The sequence below is a fragment of the Myxococcus sp. XM-1-1-1 genome (assembly GCF_020037095.1).
Classification (GTDB): Bacteria; Myxococcota; Myxococcia; order Myxococcales; family Myxococcaceae; genus Myxococcus; species Myxococcus fulvus.
Genome location: NZ_JAIQDH010000007.1, coordinates 390,556 through 412,836, shown reverse-complemented (window position 1 = coordinate 412,836; position 22,281 = coordinate 390,556). Strand labels below are relative to the sequence as shown.

At 70.5% G+C, this 22,281-nt stretch carries 20 protein-coding genes; 9 read left to right on the top strand and 11 right to left on the bottom strand.

From position 1 onward, the window contains the following. Nucleotides 1-164 precede the first annotated feature (164 nt). Complete coding sequence (locus K8640_RS17310) at nt 165-590, top strand: PaaI family thioesterase (protein ID WP_223748021.1); 426 nt, start codon at nt 165-167, stop codon at nt 588-590. Here the strand turns inward: K8640_RS17310 and K8640_RS17305 are convergent. Then, a complete protein-coding gene (locus K8640_RS17305) occupies nt 579-1,115 on the bottom strand; it encodes a GNAT family N-acetyltransferase (RefSeq protein WP_223748020.1) in 537 nt (178 codons plus the stop codon). The genes K8640_RS17310 and K8640_RS17305 overlap by 12 nt on opposite strands. A gap of 74 nt (nt 1,116-1,189) precedes the next feature. On the opposite strand from K8640_RS17305, the gene K8640_RS17300 reads away from it, so the two are divergent. Then, complete coding sequence (locus K8640_RS17300) at nt 1,190-1,615, top strand: ester cyclase (protein WP_223748019.1); 426 nt, start codon at nt 1,190-1,192, stop codon at nt 1,613-1,615. A 59-nt stretch (nt 1,616-1,674) separates the two neighbouring features. On the opposite strand, the gene K8640_RS17295 is transcribed toward K8640_RS17300, so the two are convergent. The 4 genes from K8640_RS17295 to K8640_RS17280 form a co-directional block, all read right to left on the bottom strand. After that, nucleotides 1,675-2,253: a HEAT repeat domain-containing protein gene (locus K8640_RS17295; RefSeq protein WP_223748018.1), complete on the bottom strand. Its 579-nt coding sequence runs from the start codon at nt 2,251-2,253 to the stop codon at nt 1,675-1,677. 152 nt (nt 2,254-2,405) lie between these two features. Further along, on the bottom strand, nt 2,406-4,259 hold the full coding sequence (locus K8640_RS17290; protein ID WP_223748017.1) for a M48 family metallopeptidase: 1,854 nt from the start codon (nt 4,257-4,259) through the stop codon (nt 2,406-2,408). Between the two features lie 110 nt (nt 4,260-4,369). Then, nucleotides 4,370-4,720: a nuclear transport factor 2 family protein gene (locus tag K8640_RS17285; RefSeq protein WP_223748016.1), complete on the bottom strand. Its 351-nt coding sequence runs from the start codon at nt 4,718-4,720 to the stop codon at nt 4,370-4,372. A gap of 114 nt (nt 4,721-4,834) precedes the next feature. Then, the gene (locus K8640_RS17280) at nt 4,835-6,664 is read right to left on the bottom strand and encodes a S1C family serine protease (protein WP_223748015.1); all 1,830 of its coding nucleotides are present in this window, start codon (nt 6,662-6,664) and stop codon (nt 4,835-4,837) included. 323 nt (nt 6,665-6,987) lie between these two features. Here K8640_RS17280 and K8640_RS17275 point away from each other — a divergent pair, with 323 nt between their 5' ends. Continuing rightward, a complete protein-coding gene (locus K8640_RS17275) occupies nt 6,988-7,245 on the top strand; it encodes a hypothetical protein (protein WP_223748014.1) in 258 nt (85 codons plus the stop codon). 13 nt (nt 7,246-7,258) lie between these two features. Here the strand turns inward: K8640_RS17275 and K8640_RS17270 are convergent, their stop codons facing one another. Next, a complete protein-coding gene (locus K8640_RS17270; RefSeq protein ID WP_223748013.1) occupies nt 7,259-7,564 on the bottom strand; it encodes a hypothetical protein in 306 nt (101 codons plus the stop codon). A 75-nt stretch (nt 7,565-7,639) separates the two neighbouring features. Between K8640_RS17270 and K8640_RS17265 the strand changes: the two genes are divergently transcribed. The 3 genes from K8640_RS17265 to nhaA all read left to right on the top strand — a co-directional run bounded on the left by K8640_RS17265 (nt 7,640) and on the right by nhaA (nt 11,235). Continuing rightward, the gene (locus K8640_RS17265) at nt 7,640-8,530 is read left to right on the top strand and encodes a sigma-70 family RNA polymerase sigma factor (protein ID WP_223748012.1); all 891 of its coding nucleotides are present in this window, start codon (nt 7,640-7,642) and stop codon (nt 8,528-8,530) included. Nucleotides 8,531-8,945: 415 nt separating this feature from the next. Then, nucleotides 8,946-9,674 (top strand): hypothetical protein, encoded by a 729-nt coding sequence (locus K8640_RS17260; RefSeq protein WP_223748011.1) that lies wholly within the window; start codon nt 8,946-8,948, stop codon nt 9,672-9,674. A 151-nt stretch (nt 9,675-9,825) separates the two neighbouring features. Then, complete coding sequence (nhaA, locus tag K8640_RS17255; protein ID WP_223748010.1) at nt 9,826-11,235, top strand: Na+/H+ antiporter NhaA; 1,410 nt, start codon at nt 9,826-9,828, stop codon at nt 11,233-11,235. 3 nt (nt 11,236-11,238) lie between these two features. Here the strand turns inward: nhaA and K8640_RS17250 are convergent, their stop codons facing one another. The 5 genes from K8640_RS17250 to K8640_RS17230 all read right to left on the bottom strand — a co-directional run bounded on the left by K8640_RS17250 (nt 11,239) and on the right by K8640_RS17230 (nt 16,657). After that, nucleotides 11,239-12,957: a radical SAM protein gene (locus K8640_RS17250; RefSeq protein WP_223748009.1), complete on the bottom strand. Its 1,719-nt coding sequence runs from the start codon at nt 12,955-12,957 to the stop codon at nt 11,239-11,241. 92 nt (nt 12,958-13,049) lie between these two features. Then, entirely contained in the window at nt 13,050-13,508 is a 459-nt protein-coding gene (locus tag K8640_RS17245; protein ID WP_223748008.1) for a lipocalin-like domain-containing protein, read from the bottom strand. Nucleotides 13,509-13,551: 43 nt separating this feature from the next. Beyond that, on the bottom strand, nt 13,552-14,385 hold the full coding sequence (locus K8640_RS17240) for a hypothetical protein (protein ID WP_223748007.1): 834 nt from the start codon (nt 14,383-14,385) through the stop codon (nt 13,552-13,554). Nucleotides 14,386-14,902: 517 nt separating this feature from the next. Further along, nucleotides 14,903-15,925: a deoxyhypusine synthase family protein gene (locus K8640_RS17235; protein WP_046711849.1), complete on the bottom strand. Its 1,023-nt coding sequence runs from the start codon at nt 15,923-15,925 to the stop codon at nt 14,903-14,905. A gap of 204 nt (nt 15,926-16,129) precedes the next feature. Then, a complete protein-coding gene (locus tag K8640_RS17230) occupies nt 16,130-16,657 on the bottom strand; it encodes a TetR/AcrR family transcriptional regulator (RefSeq protein WP_223748006.1) in 528 nt (175 codons plus the stop codon). 171 nt (nt 16,658-16,828) lie between these two features. Here K8640_RS17230 and K8640_RS17225 point away from each other — a divergent pair, with 171 nt between their 5' ends. The 3 genes from K8640_RS17225 to K8640_RS17215 are packed head-to-tail and all read left to right on the top strand — an operon-like array spanning nt 16,829 to nt 22,280. After that, entirely contained in the window at nt 16,829-18,724 is a 1,896-nt protein-coding gene (locus K8640_RS17225; RefSeq protein WP_223748005.1) for an FAD-binding oxidoreductase, read from the top strand. Beyond that, nucleotides 18,724-21,333, top strand: coding sequence for an SDR family oxidoreductase (locus K8640_RS17220; RefSeq protein WP_223748004.1), 2,610 nt, complete (start codon nt 18,724-18,726; stop codon nt 21,331-21,333). The genes K8640_RS17225 and K8640_RS17220 overlap by 1 nt, the downstream gene beginning before the upstream one ends. Next, a complete protein-coding gene (locus K8640_RS17215; protein WP_223748003.1) occupies nt 21,330-22,280 on the top strand; it encodes an NAD-dependent epimerase/dehydratase family protein in 951 nt (316 codons plus the stop codon). Before K8640_RS17220 ends, K8640_RS17215 begins: the two co-directional genes overlap by 4 nt. Nucleotide 22,281 lies beyond the last annotated feature (1 nt).

Genomic DNA, 22,281 nt, shown 5'->3' with positions numbered 1-22,281 from the left:
CCGGACGGGACTCTCACCCGCAGGTCTGGTGGAGCATGGACGTGCTCCTCTTTCTCGTCCTTCAGGACGCACCATGGGCCAAGCATAAGGCCCCGTGCGCCACGCGCCGTGCGGCCACGTCAGCACCGCTACTCACGCGCGCGGGTTTCGCTCACACTCGCGACATGGCGACCCTGCGTGAGCTGTCGGACTTCATCACCGCCGAATTCCCCCAGACGCGCGTGCGAATCCTGGAGGTGGGCCACCGGAGCGCCACCGTCGCGCACGAGGTGGGCCCCGGTGAGCTTCGGCCCGGCGGCACGGTGTCCGGCCCGGTGCTGATGGCCACCGCGGACGTGGCGCTCTACGTGGCCCTGCTGGGCGAGATTGGCCTCGTCCCGCTCGCCGTGACGACGAGCCTGAGCTTCAACTTCATGCGCAAGCCCTCCGCGGACCGCCGCATCATCGGCGTGTGCACGTTGCTCAAGGTGGGGCGGAGCCTCGCGGTGGGCGAGGTGTCGCTGTACTCGGAGGGCCTGCCGGAGCCCGTGGCCCACGCGGTGGGGACGTATGCCATTCCCCCTGCCTCGCACGGTGGCTCAAGGCCCTGAGGGACGCAGGCGTGCATAGAGCGCCTGGTCGTGCACGACGCCGTCCTTGACGGCGCTGCGCCGCAGCACGCCCTCGCGCTGGAAGCCCGCCTTCTCCAGCACCCGACAGGACGCCGCGTTGTCGGCGAAGGGCAGCGCGAAGAGCCGAAGGAGGTCCGTGTTCGCGAAGGTCCAGCCGCAGAAGGCGTCGAGGCCCGCGCTGACGATGCCCCGCCCCCACAGCGAGCGGCCGAGCCAGTACCCCACCTCCGCGGAATGGCGCTCGATGTCGGTGCCGGGAATCATCCCCATGGAGCCCACGGCCTCGCCGGCCACCTCGATGGCGAAGTCACGAGGCGGGGACACCGCGCCCGCGTAGCCCACCCAGCCCGCCGCGTCCTGGGCGGTGTAGGGGTGGGGAAACCGGTCGCGGAGGTTGCGCCACACCTCGCGGTCGTTGGCGTGATGGACCAGGGAGGCCTCGTCCCCGCGCCGCCAGGGGCGCAGGACACAGGGGCCACACTCGATGCGGAATGGAGGGGTCATCGGACGGAGCATGCCACGCGGCCGATGTCCGATTCGTTCAAGGCGCACGGCGGAGACGTGCCCATCCTCAGCCCATGCCCCTCTCCACCAAGGACGCCGCGCGCAGGCTCTATCGCCGACTCGAAGAGGCCATCCACTCCGGCGACTTCGACGTCGTCGATGACGTCATCCAGCAGGACGCCGTCGACCACCATCCGGACCCGGACATGATGCCGGGGCCCGAGGGCATCAAGCAGGGCTTCGCCGGCCTGCGGGCCGCGTTCCCGGACATCCGCTTCGAGCTCGAGGACCTGGTCGCCGAGGGGGACAAGGTCGCCTGTCGAATCACCGCCCGGGCCACCCACCGGGGGCCTTTCATGGGCTTCGCCGCGACCGGGCTGCCGGTGAGCTACACGCTGCTGGACCTGCTGCGCTTCTCCCCCGAGGGGAGGTTGGTCGAGCGCTGGGGGCTGGTGGAGGAGGGGCACCTGCGCCAGCAGCTCGGCCGTCCTCCGCGCTGAAGTCGCCGCGATGCGAAGGTGGAGGAGCCGAGCCGCCAAGGTCAGCAGGAGCCTTCCGCCTACGGCCCCTCGCAGTGCGGGGACGCGGACTTGCCCTTGAGGTGTTCGAGCGCATTCGCCGCCGAGGTGGCCACCGTGCCGACCCAACCGGGCACGGGCGTCTCGTCCACGAGCATCGCTTCCATCGCGGGGACGAGCGGCGGATGCGCTGTCGCGCCGAGCGCGAAGAGCGCGCAGTAGCGGACCTCAGGCGATGAGTCCTTCAGTGCCGCCAGCAGGGCCTGGACTCCGGCCTCGAACCGCGAGGAGCCCACCTCGACCTGCGGGAACATGTAGGCGAGCCCCTCCGAGGCCTGTCCCCGAACCTTCTCGCCCTCCGTCGGGTCGGACAGGACCCGAATCATGAGGTCCCACAGGGCGTCGGGCTCCGCATGCCAGGTGAGCGCGAAGAGAATCCCCTGGCGATTGTCCGCGCGTCGCTCGAGCGCAAGCAACTCGAGCAGTCGGGGCATGGTGGACGGATCCGACGAGAGGAGGTTCGCCGCGGGGATGATGCGCGCCCGCTCGGAGGCGAGGAGGTCCGCGAGCGCGGCGTCACGCTGCTCGGGTGACAACCGCGGGCGCTGCTGAGTGGCCAAGGTCTACCTCGAAGGGAATCGCCGCCAGGTTCATGGGCTTCGAGCCCACCGAGCCCCCGCATCGCGGCCTGCGGACATCGAGGCCGCGATGGGACGAAAACCCCTCTCCGGAACTGACACCCTGGCGCCGCGACGGCGGGCGCCCTGGGACCTCACGCCGCGTCGCGCTCGGCGCTCTGTTGGTGGTCCTTGCTGGCGCGGTGGCGGCCCAGGTAGTGACCGAACGCGGCGAGCAGGGCCTCCGAGTCCTTCAGCTTGTTCAAGCAGATGGACACCTTGCCCTGCGTGGCCCCCGTCCCGTTCAGGAGCAGGTCCAGGTACTTCTTGAACATGCGGTCCTCGGTGGTCGCCGTCGTCACCTCGTCCAGGTGCACCGGCGCCGCCCACTCCTCGCAGTACACCTCCGCGAAGGTCAGCCGGACCTCGTGGCCCTCCTCCTTCGCCTCGAACGTCATCGGCGGGAAGTACCGCTCCACGTGCTCCCGCTCCTCGTCGTTGGACGGCGCGTACCGGTACGCCAGCGCCACGTCATGCGCCTTCGAGAAGCGCGACTCGTACGCCCGCCACAGCCGCGCCTCGATGCCGTCCGCGTCCTCGAACGCCTCCGCCCACGAGGACGTCACCGGCTCCACCAGCATCTGCCCCATGTCCTCCGGCGACAGCTTCACGCCCACGTTCTCCAGCCGCGCCGACAGCGGCGGGTGCGAATCGAACGGGTGCGGCGTCACCGAGCCATTCAAATCGCCCTGCAGCGCCTCCGACTGCGCGTACTCCGCGAAGCCATGCGCCACCCGCTGCGCGATGGCCACGCTCTGGTGCTGCTCGTCACGGTTGAACAGCGCCGCCTCCACGCGGTCCCGGAAGTTGGCGTACGCGACCACCTTCACCAGCGAGTGCGCCACGTCCCGCCCCGAGGTGACGCTCGCCGCGAGCCGGTCCGCCGCGAACTCACTGGCGCGCCGGCTGCGCCCCAACGACAGCTCGAACAGCCCCCGATAGGACAGCATGAAGTAGTAGACCGGCCGGGTCAGCCCACCCTCGTGGAGCGCCTCCAGGTACTGGCCGAACCGTGCCAGCATCGGCGCCAACCGCTTGCCATGTCCCGTGTCGCCGCCCAGCAGGTGCCCCATCTCGTGCGCCAGCACCGCCTCCGCCTCGCGCCGCTCCAGCTGCCGCAGCAGCGACAGGCTCACGAACAGCGTGCGCCCCCGCAGCGTCCGCTCTCCCACGCGGATGTCGCCCTCGGTGACGAAGAAGTTCGCGTCGATGCCCGCCAGCAGGTGGTCCGGCGGCGGCGTCTGCAGCCGCTGACACAGCTTGCGCACGTGCGCCCAGAGCTCCGGCGCCTTCGACTCCTCGACGACCTCCGCCTCCACCTCGAAGTCCATCGGCGGACGCTTGAAGATGGCCACCACCACCAGGAACGCCGCACCCGCCGCCATCAGCCCCACCGCCAGGATGAGCTTCACCGAGTAGCGCTGCGTCAGCACCGCCGTCACCCAGTACGACAGCCACACCGCCAGCGCCCCCTGGCCGATGACCTGGAGCGCGGTCGCGATGCGCAGCAGGTTCCAGCCCACCACGAAGCTCAGGTACTGGATGGGCCGGGAGATGAACGCCGCCAGCCCGCACATCAGCGCAATCAACGCGGAGGCGAGCCCCAACAACACCAACCCCAACGCCCCGCGGTACGCCCAGCCGAACTGCATCGCGTCCGTGCACCCGTCACCGAAGCTCGCGCGAAACCCCGCCCGCTCCTCGTCCGTGCTCATGCACGCATCCACCGCGGAGAAGGTGCTGTACGCCTCCAACACCTCCTTGCGCTGGACCTCGTCGAGCTCCCGGTCCTGCATCACCTGCTGCGAGATGGCGGAGCGGATGCGCTCGTCGAACCAGTTGCTGGCGTAGCCCGTGAACCAGAGCCCGAACACGGGGAGGGCGAACAGCAGGAGCGCGGGCAATACATAACCGCGCAGGACACCGGAGGCGGAAGAGGTCGTGGCCATGGTCTGTGGGAATCACGGCCCTTATCCCATGGATGGGTTCCCGCAAACCATGGCCTCCCAGGGCCCCGGAAGACAGCCACCGGGAATTCCCATCCCGCCAGACCTTCGCGTCAACGCTTCTCGAGAATCGAGCGTGGATCGAACGTGACGCGGATGTGGGTGATGCGTCCCTCCTCCACGTGGCACCAGTTGGCCACGGGCGTGGGCGCTCCGTCGTACGGATGAATCTCGAACCAGGTCAGCACCTCCGGGCCGTCCACGAAGCGGTGCAGCACGCGCATGCGGGGGGACACCTTCCACATGCCGTTGACGAGCCCCTTCACACAGGCCTCGGCACCCTGCGCCGTGCCGAGCGCGCCGACGAAGCTCACCTCGGAGGCGAGCGTCCCACGCAGCTTCGCCTCGTCCTTCGTCGTCCAGGCCTCGAAGTACGCCTCCACCACCTCCACGGGACTCTCCACGCTCCACCTCCTGGAATGGCCGACACGTCGATGTGTCGGAGTCACCGTATTCATGGTCCTCGGCGCCGACAGCCCTGTGTCAGGTTTCCGCGGCCCCCCGCGCGGAGCGGCGCGCTACCGCCGCCATTCCGCGGGCACGTTCTTCTCGGTGGCGTAGCGCTCCAGCTCGGAGAGCTGCTGGCTCGCCAGCTTCAGCTCCGCCTCCACCTCCTGCTGGCGCCGGGCCACGGGCTTGCCCGAGGCCTCGTCCTGCCGCAGGCGCGTGCGCTCCTCCTCGAAGCGGGCGACGCGCGCCCGGGCCTTGCCGAAGGACGTGCGCCACCGCTCCTCCTCCTCGCGCGACTGCGTCCCCACCAGTCGCTGCTTGAAGCGCTCGCGCTCCCAGCGCTGGATGCCCGTGGGGTTGCGGTTCCACGTGTCGCGGGCGTCCCGCACGTCCTTGAGCGACACCTCGATGCGCTCCAGGTTCTCACCGCTGCCCTGCCCCGCCTTCAGTGACGCCGTGCCCGTCGCGGGCAGCGCGCACGTCTCCACGGGCAGCCGCGCGCCGCCGACGTGGATGCCCCGGGTGAGCCCCTTCGAGAGGAACCAGCGCAGCCGCCGCGAGTCCTCCTGCGCCGCCAGGGACTGGCTCAGCGGCCGCCAGTCCTCGAACTCCAGGTCCAACGTGCACGTCTTCCCCTCCGCCTCCAGCTCCATGCGGCGCTTGAGCGACGTGGGCGGCGAGTCGAACCGCTCGAGCACCAGCACCACGAGCCCCAGCCCGTCGACCCGCTGCACGGAGAGGAGCACCTGCTGCTCGGTGTCCATCTGGAAGCGTTGCGCCTCGCGCGCCTCGTCGCGAGCCACGCGCTCGAGCAGCGCCTTCCAGCGCTCCGTGGACTCGGGCGTGGTGGGCACCGGGACGAGCTTGCTCGCGTAGGCGATGGGCAGCGCCAGCCCCAGGCCATCCGAGTTCTCGATCTTCATCGAGACGACGCCCACCACCTCGCCCTGTCCGTTCAGCAGCGGCCCACCGCTGTTGCCCGGGTTCACCGAGGCGTTGAACTGCACGTAGCCCGTCCCCAGGTAATGGCGGCCCACGTAGCCCACCTTCCCCTCGTGCACGGTGAAGTCCAGCCCCTGGGGGCTGCCGATGAAGACGAGCGGGTCTCCCGGCTCCAGGCGCGTGACGTCGCCCAGCGGCAGCGGCGCGGCCTTCGCGCCCACGACCCGGACGGTGGCGAGGTCCAGGTCCACGTCGCTGGCCACCGTCTCGCCGAGCAGCTCGCGCCCATCCGCGAGCACCGCCGTCATCATCTTGCCCGGCGGGCACACCACGTGCTCGTTGGTCAGCACCAGCTCCGGCTCCACGAAGAAGCCGGAGCCCGTCTTGCTCCCACACCGCAGGGTCAGGGTGCTCGGCCCCGCGCGGCGGGAGATCTCCGAGGTGGAGAGGGTCACGGGCCCAGGGGCCTTGTCGCCCGGAGACGCTTCACCCGAGGCGAGGGACAGGACCTCCGAGCGCGCCTGCGCGAAGCGTGGGGAGCGGGCCACCCACACGCCCACCGCGACGGCGACCAGGAGCAGCACGCCGAGGAGCGCGCGGCGACCGCCCCTCGCGGGCTCCTCGGAGAGGACCGCCACCTCCACGAAGGGGCGCAGCTCCGCGCGGGCGCCCTGGGCGCGAAGCACCGTCAGGAGCTTCTCCGCGAAGGCGCGGAAGACACCGTGGGCCAGGGGCGCGCCCGCCCTGGCGAGCAGGCTTCGAGCCTCGGAGAACGAGGGAGCAGGCGGGCCCAGCTGCGAGATGGCCCGGGCGAGCGCGAAGCGCGCTCGTTCGTCCACCACCGCGTCCCGCAACACCACATCGACCCGGAGGCTGGCGCCGCACACACATCGCGCCACGTTCCCCGCATCCGGCGCACCACACCGGAGGCACCTCAGCTCGACCGACTCCGACATTCCCGCGCTCCCCCAGCCACCGCCCGTGGCTCCTGGCGCGCGTGCGTCCTCCGCGAGGTCGACGGCGCTCGTCCATCATGCCTCCGAACGCGCGCGCCGTCGCGTCCGTGCGTGCCCCCGCCGGAGGCCCCTCGCATGCTCGAGAAACCCGGGCTCGTGTGGGGACAGGGCTTCAGGAAGCTTCCGTTCGTGGCGAGCCTCCCGCCCGCTCGAACCCTGGAGGGACACAGCGTGATTGACCCCACGGGAATGGGCGTCGCGGATGTCGCACTCTCGGCCTGCGGCGGGTCGAACAGCTCGCGGAGGACGGGCAGACCGTCGGCGTGGGCTACGGCATCACGTATCCCATCTTCTGGATCGACCGCCTCCACCCGCACGGCGTGCGACAGCACACCGCCTTCGCGGCGCGCAGTCGCGCGGAGGTGGACGCCTTCCATGCGGCGGCCGTGCAAGCGAGCGGCATCGACAACGGCCCGCCGGGGCTGCGCGACACCGCCCAGGGCTATCCCGCGGGCTACGACGCGGCCTTCGTCTTGGCCCCCGATGGCAACAACATGGAAGCCCTCTATCGGGAACGCTGAGCGCGCCTCGGCCTCAGCGCGCGAAGCCGTGGGAGCCGAGCTTCACCCAGGGCTGAGGCGTCGGGGCGCCTCCGAGGGCATGTCGCGCCACGGTGGCCTGCAGGGCACGGGCTTCGGGGATGCCGAGCAGGGGGTTCTCGGCGCCCTCCTCCAGTTCCAGCAGCCCGAAGAACTCGTGGCCCTCGGGCTGGTGGAAGTACTCGAACCGCAGGCCCGGCGGTCGCTTCGCCTCGATGGCCGCGAAGGCTGCCTGGACCGCGGCCAGCACCTCGGGAACACCTTCCTCCTTCACCTTGTATCGGACCATCAGCGTCGGCATATTCGGCTCCTCGTCGCGTTCGTGTCGTTCATCGCTTCCACCGTGTTGATGAACCACGACCTCGAAAGGTGACCGGTGGGAATTTCCGCTGAATTTTCCGCGACCTTCGAGCGCGCCCGGAGTCGTCTGCGCGCGGTGGCCTTCCGCATGCTCGGCACCGCGGAGGAGGCGGATGACGCCGTGCAAGAGTGCTGGCTGCGCGCCAGCCGGGCCGACACGCGCGCCATCGCCAATCCCGATGGATGGTGGACGACGGTCCTCAGTCGCGTCTGTCTGGAGATGTTGCGCGCTCGCCAGCACCGAGGCGAGACACCGGCAGACACGGAGCTGCTCGAGGAGTCCTTCGCCCAGGGCGAGACGCCGAGCCTGGAGGACGAGGCGGTGCGAGCCGAGTCCGTGGGGCTCGCGCTCCTGGTGGTGCTCGAGACGTTGGGCCCCGCCGAGCGCATCGCCTTCGTGTTGCATGACCTGTTCAGCCTGCCCTTCGAGGACATCGCCACCATCGTGGAGCGCTCGCCCGTCGCCGCGAAGAAGCTGGCGAGCCGTGCCCGGCACCGCGTGCGAGGCAGGCCGCTGGGCTCCCCAGCGGAGCTCGACCATCACCGGCAGGTCATCGAGGCGTTCCTCGCCGCCTCGCGCGCCGGTGACCTGGACGCGCTCCTCGCGGTGCTGGCCCCCGACGTCGTCCGGCGTGCGGACGCGGGAGCGCTGCGGCCCGCGACACCAGCCGAGGTACGCGGTGCCCGCCGCGTGGCCGAGGAGACCCTCACCAACACGGGCCGGGCGCGCTTCGCCCGGGTCGCGCTCATCGACGGCAAGCCCGGCATCGTCGTCGCTCCACGGGGACGGCTGCGGCTGGTCCTTGAAGTCGACATCGCGGGAGACCGCGTCGCCGCGTTCAACGTCATCAGCGAGCATGCGCACCTGCGCAGGTTGCACATCACCCTGCTCGCGCCTGGGTCCTGAGCTGCCGCGATGGAGGTCGGATGGAGCTGCGCACGCCAGGGTCGCACATGCGGCCCGGCTCCTCGCGCCGACCTCTTCACGAGGAGGTCGCGGGCGCGCCTCACTCACGCCGAAGCCCGACATGACTCGCCGGCTCCTCGCGCCGACCTCTTCACGAGGAGGTCGCGAGGGCACCTCACTCATGCCGGAGCCCTCACGGGCCCAGGCGCCTTTCGCCGCCCCCTCCACGATGAGGCTGCGCGGGAGCGTCACACACGCCGGAGCCCTCACGGGCCCAGGCACCTCGCGCCAACGCCCACGGCGCGTCCTCGCGGAAGCCACGCGCACCAGCGCTCGCGAGGTCCTCGGCCCCTCGCTGAACACTCACACGCGGGCCCGTGCCTCAAACACACACGTCTGGCATAGACTGCGCGCCGTGCTCGAGCCCTCGCAGTCCGACCTCACCGCGATGGAAGTGGCGACGATGCGCGGCCTCGCCGAGCAGGCCGTGCTCGCCCAGCAGGGCGAGACCACGCTCGACGTGGAGACCCTGAGCGCCCGCCTGCGCGACGTGGCCCAACGAGGCGGGCCGCCCGAGCTGGGCGCTGTCCTGTGGGAACTGCTGAGCTCCGGCACCCTGACGACCGTGCGCGACCGGAAGGGACGCTCCTGCCGGATGCTCGCGGTGAAGGCGCTGCTCAAGCTCGATGGCCCCGAGGCACGGCGCCTGACACCCGAGGACCTCACCTTCGGGCGCACCCCCACCCTCGCACCGCCGCGATGGGTCCTCGTCATCTCGGCCGCGCTCACCACACTGGGGGGCCTGGGCACCGTGGTCGTGAGCCTGGTCGGACACACCATGATGAGCCTCGCCTTCCACGGCTCCCCCATCCCCCCCTTCTCCCAGTTCGTGGCAGCACTCACCGGGGGCCTGACAGCCTGGCGAGCCCTCAAGCTGGTCATCGCTCCAGAAGCGCGCCCCTCGGACCTCCGGGCGCTGCTGCTGCTCGCCGCCGCGGGCGGGCTCCTCGTCACCCTGGAGATACCCGCCAGGATGAATGGCGGGCCCAACGGCCTGCTCTCCCCCCTGCTCGCCGCGCTCCCAGCGGCCCTGACGGCGGTCTTCTTCCGCGCCTCGGGCATCCCCTTCCGAGGCAACACGTGAGCCCTCCACGCGCCGGTATTCGTCGACCCACGAAGCCGCCTGTGAGAAGGTGCCCGGGCCTCACACAACGCAAGGGTGCAGCACACCGCTGCAGGACAGTGGATGGTCGGGCCGCCATCCGAGCCGGATGAATCGCCGGCGAGGATGCGCCATGTCGACCCCTGTTCCTCCCCGTCCCACATCTCCGCCGGAGGCCTGGGAGCCCCTGCTCCGCCTCGTGCGCCTGGCAAGCCGACCCCTCGAGCGCTTCCTCCACATCCAGGCCGCGAGCGGAATCCTCCTGCTGGTGGCCGCGGCCGTCGCGCTCGCCTGGGCCAACTCCCCGTGGGCGGAGAGCTACACCCGCCTCTGGCACACCCCCGTCGGCTTCCGGCTCGGCGCGTTCAGCTTCGAGCGCTCGCTGGAGTGGGTCGTCAACGACGGGTTGATGGTCATCTTCTTCTTCGTCGTCGGCATGGAGATCCGCCGCGAGGTCCACCACGGCGAGCTGTCCGAGTGGCGCCGGGCGGCGCTCCCCATCGCGGCGGCGCTCGGCGGGATGCTCGCGCCGGCCCTGCTCTACCTCGCCTTCGCGGGAGCCCCCGAGACGAAGAGCGGCTGGGGCGTCCCGATGGCGACCGACATCGCCTTCGCGCTCGGCATCCTGACGCTGCTCGGCCAGCGCGTGCCGCCCGCCTTGCGCGTGCTGCTGCTGGCCCTGGCCGTCATCGACGACCTGGGCGCCATCGTCGTCATCGCGCTCTTCTACTCCTCGGGTGTCTCGCTCGTCGGGCTGCTGACGGCCGCGCTCGGCTTCGTCGGCGTGCTCGCGATGCAGCGAGTGGGCGTGCGCTCGAAGTGGGCCTACGTCGTCCCCGCGCTCGTCGCGTGGGCGGGCATCTACGCCGCGGGCATCCACCCGACCATCGCCGGGGTCATCGTGGGGCTCATGACGCCCGTGCGCGCGTGGCTCGGCCCCCAGGGACTCCTCGTCGACGTGCGCCAGGAGCTGGAGACGCTCGGGCAACAGGCCAAGGGCGCGCACTCGCCCGAGGACCTCTCACGGGTGCTCCGGCACGTGGACGTCGCGCGGCGCGAGGCCCTGTCTCCCGCCGAGAGCCTCATCGAGTCCCTCCACCCCTGGGTGGCCTTCGGCATCATGCCGGTGTTCGCGCTCGCCAATGCGGGCGTCCAGCTCTCGGGCGGGACGCTCGGCGCCTCCGCCTGGAGCGTGGCGATGGCCGTGGCCGTGGGCCTCGTCGTGGGCAAGCCCGTGGGCGTGCTGCTCGCCATCGGCGCGACGCTGCGGCTGCGCATCGGCACGCTGCCCGCGGGGCTCACCGTGCGCCACCTCGTGGTGCTCGGCCTGGTCGCCGGCGTGGGCTTCACCATGGCGCTGTTCATCGCGCAGCTCGCCTTCACGGACCCAGGCCTGCTCGCGGGCGCGAAGCTGGGCGTGCTGGCCGCGAGCGCCTGCGCGGCGGTGCTCGCGCTGGTGCTCGGCCGGCTCCTGCTCTCGCCCGTCCCCCCGGGCAACGCGGCGAGGAGCGCGGACGAGGCGGAGAGCTCCACCGAGCTGTGAGGCTCAGCCCGGCTGCAGGAAGCGCCCCTCCACCAGGTGGTCGATGACCTCCCGGGCGGAGTGGGGGTCCAGCCGGGCCTTGCTGCCCAGGTGAGACACCGCGCTGGACACCGTGGTGGGGCGCTCGAACGCGGCGAGGGCCGCCAGCAGGATGGCCCCGTCGTCGCCCTGGACCAGCGTGGGGTCGGAGAACCTGCGCGGGTTGACGGTGGGCGCGCAGCTCAAGGTGATGCCGTCGACGGAGCGCAGGACGGTCACCTCCTCCCGCGCGACCTTCACCGGAGCCCGGTGGCTGCCCAGCCAGTCCCCCAGCGAGAAGCGCCGGGGCGAGGACGCGGTGTTGACCAGCCGCGTGCGCCCGTTGACGTCGAGGTTGCGTCGGGCGTCCCGGTGCTTCCACGCCAGCGCGTCCACCTGCTCGGAGGTGCGCTGCACCGCCGCCTCCAGCTTCGCGTCGCGGAAGCGAATCATCGGGACGGACACGTCCCCCGGCTCGCGGCGCTCGAAGAAGTCGAGGAACTCGTTGAACGTGCGCGCCTCGCTCACCATGTCGAACCGCGCGGGGTGCTCGGTGACGAGCGCGCCGGGCTGTGACTCCAGCCGCTGGTAGCCCACCACGCAGTCCTGGTCGATGATGCGCTGGACCAGCGCCAGCTCCTCGACGAGCGTGGCCTCGCTGGCGAACGGCAGCCCGCCGATGCCGGAGATTTCGACGCCCAGGTTCTTGTAGCGGCGGCAGCCCTCGATGAGCTCGAGCAGCTCCCGGTCCTTCGCGCACGGCTTGAGCAGCCCGCGGCCCATCTGCTCCAGGCGCTGCTTCTCGGAGAAGCAGCCGATGTCCACCACCATGTAGACGCGCTCGAAGGTGTTCGACAGCGCCTCGACGAGCTCCAGGCGCGGCACGCCCCACAGGAAGTACGTGCAGCAGTGGCGCGACAGGTCCACGCCCGCCCAGGTGCTGCCCAGGAACTCCGCCGAGCTCCCCGCGAAGTCGTAGCGCATCTGCCACGTCTTGCCGGCGATCTCCTGATGGTCCCTCCGAACGCTCTCCTCGGAGCGCAGGAAGGGCTTCGCCCGACCGAAGGCGGCCTTCTGGTTCCCGCGCGCGCCGCCGCAGTACAGGCAGTTCTCGCCGCAGCCCTTGCCCGGCGCCACCCAGCCGGAGAAGGAGCTCAGGTCCAGCTGGCTCAGGAACATCTCGTCGAAGTGCGAGTAGAAGACGTCCTCGGTGTTGGTGGCGCCCTGCACGTACTCGAGCGGCAGCCGGCGCGCCCGGCCGTCCGGGTCCCGCCTCACGCAGTTGGGCGGCGAATCCTCCCCCTGGCACAGGGCCAGCAGCGGCCGCTCACCGTCCCCCAGCACCACGTGGTCGATGCAGTCGAACGCGTGCAGCTCCCGCCACCAGAAGGAGGCGGAGTTGCCGCCCACGACGACGCGGATGGACGGGTCGATCTTCCGCAGCGTCCGCGCGATGAGCAGCGCGCGGTCCACGTGGTGGAACCACTTGAGGCTGATGCCCACCAGCTTGGGGCGCACGCGTCGCACCAGGGCCTCGAACGAGCGGATGACCTCGGCCTCCGTCTCGTCGCCGTCGTACAGCCGCACGAAGGCCTCGATGCCGCCGCGTCGCAGGTAGCTCGCCAGGTAGAGGATGCCGCACGTGGCCTCCCCCATCCCGGCACCGACGAGGAGCACTGGCGAGAGCACACGACCACCACCCATGGGACACGCACCGACCTTTCCGACGAAGGCCGCCCAGCGTAGTCCATCCGGGGCGGTGGACGCGCTCCAGGTTCGAGCCTCGGAGCGGGCCCTCAGTGGCTCGGCGTGCCCGCCCGGCCGCTCAGCCTGCGCCAGGTCAGCACCATCACCCCGCTGCCCCCCGCGAAGGGCATGGGGTCGGTCCGGAGCGAGAGCTTCTCGCCCTCCACGAGGACATGCCGCCGTTGCACCACCCCCACCCAGTTCGGGAAGAGGCTCCCCTCGATGGCGTGGGACACGACGCGCGCGTCCTCGTCGACGGAGTAGGTGCCGAAGTAGAAGGCGGCCCCATCCATCGCCGCCTTCGCCTCCTGGGGCTTGCTGGCCAGCGGGTCCGGGGACTCGAAGAAGGCCCTGTCTCCGCGCATGAGCTGGACGGACATGTTCGCGTGCGCGTCGTACATCAGGCAGCCCAGCAGGTGGATTCCGAAGGGGTGGCTGCGCCGGCCATCCGGCTGCACGTACTCCATGGACACGAGCTTCCAGGTTCCCACCAGTTCATCCTTGAGCATCACGTCACCTCCATGTGGAACATCGGGAATCACGTCGCGGGTCTCAGGCGGGCACGACCTCGAGCTTGAAACGGCCCAGCCGCTGGCCCGCGTCGCTCTCCACGGTGATGACGAACCGGCCCGCCCCGTCGGAGACACAGACGATCCGCTGCGCCTGGCCCGGGTCCACCACGTCCTTGCAGGAGATGGCACAGCGGCTGATCCAGAACCTCCCGTACCCGGGGAAGTGCCCCACCAACGAGCACGCATTCGCCAGGGTCAGGGTCAGGGGACAGAGCGGACGGAGGTCGAAGTGGCCCGCGAAGTCCTCGCGAGCCAACCCCGGCAGTGACGCCCGGAGCATCCTCCCGGGCTCCATCCACTCCAGCGTCATGGGCCGAATGGGGTCCGCATACGGGCTCGGCTGCCCGGGGGACCACGAGGGCCGCGCCGACGCATCAGCGCCCTTGAGCCCCACGAACTCCTCCTCCGTCAGGACCAGCAAGGCTCCGTCCAGCTCCGCGTAGCGCTCGCCCTTGTCCGTCAGACACATCCCGCTCACCCGATAGATGGGGAACAGGTTCGAGCGGTCGATGCCCTCCAGGCGTCCCACGCACTGGAAGACCTCCGATTCGGTGGCCTCCACCGGGAACACCCGGAGTTCGGCGCGGCTGCCCAGGTAGTAGTGACGGGCCTTCACCGGGTTCGCCGCGGCGCCAATCAGGGCGCCGTGGAGGGCCATGGAGCGCAGCGTCTCGGAGAGGCTCAACAACGTCGTCTCGGCGTGACGCCGCTGCTCGGGCTTGAACCAGCCGAGCACGACATCATCCTTGACCGTCACATCGAACGCCCTGGCATACGGCGCGGTCTCTCCAATGAGTTCGAGCAGAGGCTTCATTGCACGCGTCCCTTCCTGTCCACGCCTGACGACAGCGCGGAGCGAGCCACTCGGGCAGGTGATGAATCACGCCCGGTCGGAAACCCGATGTCTCCCTGGATGAGCACGGCACGATTCACGACCGGGCGGCTCATACATCACCACGCCCGTCCCTGACGTCAACCCGAAACACAGACGTACTCCAGGGCAACAATCACAGACAATGCGGGCGCCGACACACCCCGCATCACGCGCCCCGCCTGTGTTTCACCCGCGCCCCGCACCCGCGCCCGGGGCTCGCCCGCCAGGGCCAGTGCCCACCGGTCGACACCGGGCCTCACCGGGCCTCCAGGCGCGTCAGCACGGCTCGCGGGAATGCGCGAGCACCCGAGCACGTCGACCCTCGAGGAGCGTCACCTCGGCGCCGGAGCGGCCAGGCCTCGTGGGAGCATTCCACGAGGCGGCCACGTCACGGCGAATCCGGCGCGGGGCGGAGATACGGACCGCCCCGGCAAGCCGTCACAGCCCTGCGAACGTCTCAGCCGCGGTGCTTCGCGATGAGGGCGCCCGCCGCCTTGGGGTTGCCCTGGCACTCGAGCAGCGCGCGCAGCATCAGCGGGACGACGATGGTGGCGTCCGACTCGATGACGAACATCGGCGTCGTCTCCGTCAGCTTGTCCCAGGTGATCTTCTCGTTGGGCGTGGCGCCCGAGTACGAGCCGTAGGACGTCGTCGAGTCGCTGATCTGGCAGAAGTACGCCCACGGCTTCACGGGCTTCTGCAGGTCGTACTTGATGGACGGGACGACGCAGATGGGGAAGTCACCGGCGATGCCGCCGCCAATCTGGAAGAAGCCCACGCCCTGGCCCGCGGACAGCTCCTCGTAGCGGTCATAGAAGTCCGCCATGTACTCGATGCCGGACTTGACGATGCTCGCGCTGCACTCGCCCGACTTCACGTAGGACGCGAAGATGTTGCCGAACGTCGAGTCCTCATAGCCGGGGACCACGATGGGCAGCTTGCGCCGCGCCGCCTCGAGCAGCCAGCAGGCCTCCGGGTCTCCCTCGTACGCCGAGGGGTCCAGCATCTGGATGACCTCGTAGAAGTACTCGTGCCAGAAGCGGCGCTGGCCCTTCTCCGTCGCCGTCTTCCACATCGGGACGATGAACTTCTCCACCGCGCGGAACGCCTCGTCCTCCGGGATGCTCGTGTCCGTCACCCGGCGCATCCGCTGCTCGAGGATCTTCGTGTCGTCCTGCTTGGTGAAGTAGCGGTACTCCGGGAAGTCCTTGTACGCCGCGTGCGCGACGAGCCGGAAGAGCGACTCCTCCAGGTTCGCGCCCGTGACGGACAGGCCGTGAATCAGGCCCGAGCGGATGGCCGGCGCCAGGGTGATGCCCAGCTGCGCCGACGACATCGCGCCCGCGACGCTCCAGAACATCCGCCCCCCCGTGGAGACGTGGTCCCAGTAGGACAAGAGCGAGTCGCGCGTCGCCCGCGCGTTGAAGTTCTTGTAGTTCGCGAGGATGAACTCGAGGACGGGCAGTTCGGACGTCGACATGTAGGCCTCCAGCAACAACGGGGTCGATGCTCGGGAGGCGCCAGCCGAAGAAATGCCACCCGAGGACACCCTACGGTCGCGACGAGATGCCGCGCCGCCATCGGAGCGTCGAGTGGCTGGGCGCTAGCTAGCACAGCGGGAGCGGGCCGGCCAACTTCGTTCAACCCCGCCCCCAGGCGGGGCCCGCCCGGCCGCCTGCCCCCTTCAGATGCGCTCCACCACCCTCAGGGCGAAGCGCACGAAGCGCGCGTCGAGCGGCTCGTTGAGCATCAGCCGCTGCCACACCAGCCCGGAGAGCACGTTGACCACCAGCTCCCGGTCCGCCGGCCGCCGGTCGACGAGGCAGGCCCGGAGCTCGTCGCCGCGCGGCCGCACCAGCTGGGCGACCAGCCGCCGGTGGAGGTCCTCGTCGAACTGCGCCTCCGCCATCAGCGCGCGCAGCACCGGCGCCGCCTCCGAAGCGCCCCGGCACAGCTCCACCAGCGTGGAGGACAGGGACGGCCTGCGCGGGCCGCGCAGCCTGGGCGCCTGGCTCACCCACTCCGAGAACGCGTCCAGCACCAGCGCCCCCTTGCCGGGCCACCAGCGGTAGAGGGTCTGCTTCCCCGCACCGGCCCGCTTCGCCACATCCCCCATGGTGACGGCCGCATAGCCCCGCTCCAGCACCAGCTCCTGCGCCGCCACCAGGATGGCCCGGCGCACGCCCTCGTCCCTCGGTCGGCCTGCACGCATGACTTCTCTTTACGAGACTTCCTGTCTCGGAAGAAGCCGGATTACGAGACCCGGAGTCTCGTCAGGGCACTTACGAGACGATGCGTTCCGAAAGTGCGTAACGCGGTGCGCACCTGCGCAAAGCGCGCGCGTTGACGCAGCGAGCAACCCTATGTACCACTGCGCGCGACCATGGCTGACAAATCAGGATTGCTGCACCGTCTGGGTAATGCGGTGCAGAGCGGAACCGGCGAGCGCCTCGACGGCAAGTCGTCCACCGTGTCGTCTGGAGACACGCGCTTCACGCCCCCCGTCTCCCCCGCGTCCCAGGACGTCGAATCCCTCGAGGGCTGGGGCTTCGAGGACACGCGCTTCGTGGTGCAACCCGATGGCAGCACGCTGCTGACGGGCACCCGCTACAACATCAGCAACGTGGCGCTGCCGGAGCTGATGCCGTGGTTCGCCGCCAAGCTGGCCTCGCCGCTGGGCTACGACAACCGCAACGAGCCCCACTACCCGCCCCAGATTCCCGAGGCGAAGAAGGACGAGGCGCTGCTCACCGCGCTGCGCGCCTTCCTGAAGGAGGACCAGCTCACCGACGACCCGAAGCAGCGGCTGCGCCGGGGCCACGGGCACACGGGCGGGGAGATCTGGGCCATCCGCTACACGAAGCTGGACCGCGTCCCGGACCTGGTGGTCTTCCCGCGCGGCCACGACGAGGTCGTGAAGCTGGTGGAGACCGCCTCGAAGCACGGCGCGTGTGTCATCCCCTTCGGCGGCGGCACCAACGTCACCGAGGCCCTGCGCATCCCGCTGTCGGAGGCGCGCCTGGTCATCGCCGTGGACATGCGGCAGATGAACCGCGTCCTGTGGATCGACACCGTCAACCGCATGGCCTGCATCGAGGCGGGGGCCACCGGCCGCCACCTGATGAGCGAGCTGGCGAAGTTCGGCTTCACCATGGGCCACGAGCCCGACAGCCTGGAGTTCTCCACGCTGGGCGGCTGGATTGCGACCAACGCCAGCGGCATGAAGAAGAACCGCTACGGCAACATCGAGGACCTGGTGCTGGACATGCGGGTCGTCACCGCCCAGGGCATCGTGGAGCGCCCGCGCCAGGCGCCGCGTGAGAGCGTGGGCGTCAACCCGCGCCAGTACATGTTCGGCAGCGAGGGCAACTTCGGCATCATCACCACGGCGGTGGTGAAGCTCTTCCCGCTGCCCGAGGTCCAGCGCTACGGCTCGGTCATCTTCCCGGACCTCGCCGAGGGCCTGGCGTTCCTCTACGAGCTGCAGCAGTCCGGCGCGGTGCCCGCCAGCGTGCGGGTGATGGACAACACCCAGTTCCACTTCGGCCAGGCGCTCAAGCCCGCCAAGCACGGGCTGGCCGCGAAGCTGAAGAGCGAGCTGGAGAAGGTCGTCGTCACCAAGCTCAAGGGCTTCGACCCGTACAAGCTCGCGGTGGCGACCATCGTGTTCGAGGGCTCGCGCGAGGAGGTCGACTTCCAGGAGAAGACGCTCTACCGCATCGCCGCGGCGCACGGCGGCATGAAGGGCGGCGGCGCCAACGGCGAGCGCGGCTACCAGCTCACCTTCGGCATCGCCTACATCCGCGACCTCACCTTCGAGCACTGGGCCATCGCGGAGAGCTTCGAGACGAGCGTGCCGTGGAGCCGCGCGCTGGAGCTCTACGAGCGCGTGCAGCGTCGGGTGGAGAAGGAGCACGCCCTGCTGAAGCTGCCCGGCAAGGTGTTCTTCACCGGCCGCCTCACCCAGGTCTACCAGACGGGCGTGGTCATCTACTTCTACCTGGGCTTCTACGCGAAGGGCGTGGAGGACCCGGTGGGCGCCTACGCGGCGCTCGAGCACGCGGCGCGCGAGGAGATCCTCGCCGCGGGCGGCTCACTGTCGCACCACCATGGCGTCGGAAAGATCCGCCGCGACTTCCTGCCGGAGGTCTACTCCGAGGGCGCGCTGGCGCTGAACCGCAAGGTGAAGGCGGCCATCGACCCGCAGAACGTCTTCGGCGCGTCGAACAGCGGCATCAACGGCCCGGTGGCGCTCACCCCGAACGAGGAGCCTCACTGATGTCCCGCCATGTCTTTCTCACCGGCGTCACCGGCTTCGTCGGCAAGGTGGTGCTGGAGGCGCTGCTGCACCAGGGCGTCGAGCGCGTCACCGTGCTGGTCCGCGAGTCCAAGGACCGTCAGGGCCGCGTGCAGTCGGCCGCGGAGCGCTTCGCCAAGGTGGCCCAGGCCGCGTGCTTCTCACGCCTGCCGGCCGGCTGGACTCAGCAGGTCGACGTGGTGAGCGGTGATCTGGAGCAGCCCGCCTGCGGCCTGTCCGCCGCGGACCGGGACGCCGTGCGCGGCGGCGTCACGCACGTGGTGCACTGCGCGGCGAGCGTGGAGTTCGACCTGCCGCTCGCGCAGGCGACGTCCGCCAACATCCGCAGCGCGCTGTCCGTGCTGGAGCTGGCGCGCGAGTGCCCCAAGGTGGTGGGCATGGTCGACGTGTCGACCGCGTACGTCAGCGTCTGGCGCCCCGGCCCCGTCGAGGAGAAGCTGGCGCATCTGCCCAAGCCCGCCTCGGAGCTCTACGAGGCGTTCCAGGTGGCGGAGGGCGACGGCCGCGAGTGGCTGACGCTCACCGGCCACCCCAACACCTATACGCTCACCAAGAGCGTCGCCGAGCACCTCATCTGCGAGCGGCGCGGCCACGTGCCCGTGGTCATCGTGCGCCCCAGCATCGTGTCGGCCGCGCACCGCGCGCCCTTCCCCGGCTGGCTCGACAGCCCGGCGGCGCTCGCCGGGTGCCTGCTGTACAGCGGCCTGGGCGTGGTGCGGGCCTTCAACGCGGACCCGTCGGTGCGCCTGGACGTGGTGCCGGTGGACGTGGTGGCCAGTGAAGTGGTGCGCGCGGTGTTCGGCCCCATGCCGGCCGAGGGTCAGCCGGTGCCCATCGTCCACGCCACCATGGGCGTGCAGCGGGCGCTGCGCATCGACATGGCGGCGGCGGCCACCATCGAGTGGTTCAAGCACCGCCCCGGCGTGGTGAAGGCGCCCGACATGTTCGTCGGCCGCAAGGACCACGGCTTCGACGCCGCGGACCTGGTGCGGCGCGAGCTGCCCGTGCAGTTGCAGAAGGCCGCCCTGACGGTGCTCGGGCAGAGCAAGGCCCTGCGCAAGCTGGTGCGCGCGGACCAGAAGGTCCAGTACCTCAACGAGGGCTTCTCGTACTTCACGCACCACACCTTCGACTTCGTGCGCGCCGCGCCGCTGGAGGTCCCCGGCTTCGAGCCTCGCGAGTACGTGCGCGTGGTGAACGAGGGCATGTACCGCCACCTGCTGTCGCGCGACGAGTCCCAGGTGTCCTTCGCCGGGCCCAAGCACGATGACGGGCGGGCGGACAGCACGTGGCTCAAGGAGCGCCCGGCCGCCAACACCACGCTCAAGGTGTTCGGCTATGCGCTGCGCAAGACGTTCCGCCACTGCACCAGCGACGTGACGTTCGACCGGCCCTCGTTCGAGCGCGCGATGGCGCAGGTGCCCCCGGGCGCGCTGGTGGTGCTGGCGCCCACGCACCGCAGCTACTTCGACTTCCTGCTCACCAGCTACCTGTGCTTCCAGCACCCGGAGCTGGGCATCTCCATGCCGCACATCGCCGCGGCGGAGGAGTTCGGCCGCATCCCGGTGGTGGGCCCCATCCTCAAGGACTCGCAGGCCTTCTTCATCAAGCGCGGCGTGGGCCGCGAGGTGCCGGAGCTGGGCGAGGAGCTGCGCCGGCTCACCGAGAAGAACGCGTCGCTCATGTTCTTCATCGAGGGCCAGCGCAGCCGCGCGCGGCTGATGCTGCCGCCCAAGCGGGGCCTCTTGCGCGCCCTGCAGAACACGGGGCGCCAGTTCGTCGTCCTGCCGGTGGCCATCTCCTACGACCGACTCCCGGAGGAGGCGTCGCTGTGCGAGGAGCTGTCGGGCAAGCCGCGCCCGAAGATGACGCTCACGGGCGTCATGTCGTGGCTGGGCCGGCTCGCGCGTGGGCAGGTGCAGCTGGGCCGCGTCCACGTGGCGTGCGGCCAGCCCCAGGCGATGGGCCCGGACACGGACGTGCGCGCGCTGAGCCACACGGTGATGGCCGAGCTGCAGCGCCACACCACGGTGAGCAGCTTCCACCTGCGCGCGTTCCTCGCCGAGCACCCGATTCCGGGCGTCGACGAGGCCTGGCTGAAGGACGCCATCGAGCGGCGGGGCGGGCGCGTCATCGCCAGCGAGCTGCCGGTGCCCTCGCCCCTGACTCCGACGCTGGCGCACTCGCTGCGCAACCAGTGGCAGAACTGGTTCGCGGGCGACGTGCTGGCGCGCCAGCCGGGCAACCCCGCGCTGGAGACGCACCTGTCGCGTTACCGCTGGTGCGCCACGCCGCTGGCGGAGATGGGCGACGCGCGCGTCGACGCGGTGGTGAAGGCGCTCTTCGAGCCCGTGGTGCGCGACTACCTGGAGGCGACGAAGGTGAGCGCGCCGTGCGAGCTGAAGGCCGTGCCGGTGGCGCACCGTCCGCACCTGGACGGCGTGGTGCAGGCACTCTTGTCGCTCGACATCGTGAAGCCCTCGGGTGACGACCTCGAGTGGGGCCCGAACGCGGCGCAGCTCGCCCAGTTCCAGCAGGCCTGCGCGTGGCGGGGCGAGGTGCAGTCGTGAAGACGCTCGTCACGGGTGCCAGCGGCTTTCTGGGGCGAAACCTGCTCGAGGTCCTGGGCGACGACGCCATTGCCCTGGTGCGCTCGCCGCTCGACGCGAAGGTTCAGCAAGTGTCCGGCACTCCGATGGAGCCCGACGCGTGGCTGTCCCAGGCGAAGGGCACGCGCGTGGTGATTCACGCGGCGGGCATGGTGCACCACAGCCGGCACCACGCCGAGGAGATGGTGCGCTTCAACATCGAGAGCTCGCTGGCGATGGTGCGCGCGGCGAAGGCGCTCGACGCGCGGATGGTGCTGGTGTCGACGTCCGGCACGGTGGGCTGCTTCCCCCACGCCACCATCGAGGCGGACGAGCACTCGCTCTACGCGGAGGGCGTCGTCGGCCGCTGGCCCTACTACCTGTCGAAGATTCGCGCCGAGGAGCAGTCGCGGAAGCTCGCGAAGCAGCTGGGCGTGGAGCTGACGGTGGTGCGGCCTCCGGTGCTGCTCGGGCCCGGCGACACGCTGGGCCGCTCGACGACCAACGTCGCGCGCGTGCTCAACGGTCGGCTGCCGTTCATCCCCGCGGGCGGCATCGCCTTCACCGACGTGCGCGACGTGGCGCACGCGCTCGCGAAGCTGGCGCGGCGCGACACCTGGCGTGACACGTACCACCTGCCCGGGACGTCCCTGTCCCTGCGCACCTTCTTCGAGCGCGTGGGTGAGGTCGCCGGCATCAAGGTGGACAAGCCCGACGTGCCCACGCTCGTCGTGCAGGGCCTGGCGAAGCTGGGCTCGAAGGTGCCGCTCAAGAAGCTGCCGGACCCCGTCGTGCTCGAGATGTCCACGTGCCACTGGGGCTTCAAGACCCTGTGGAGCCACGAGGAGCTCGACTACCAGCCGCGCGCCCACCGCCAGACGCTGAGCGACACGGTGGCGTGGCTGCGACAGTCCCAGCCCCGCGCCTAGA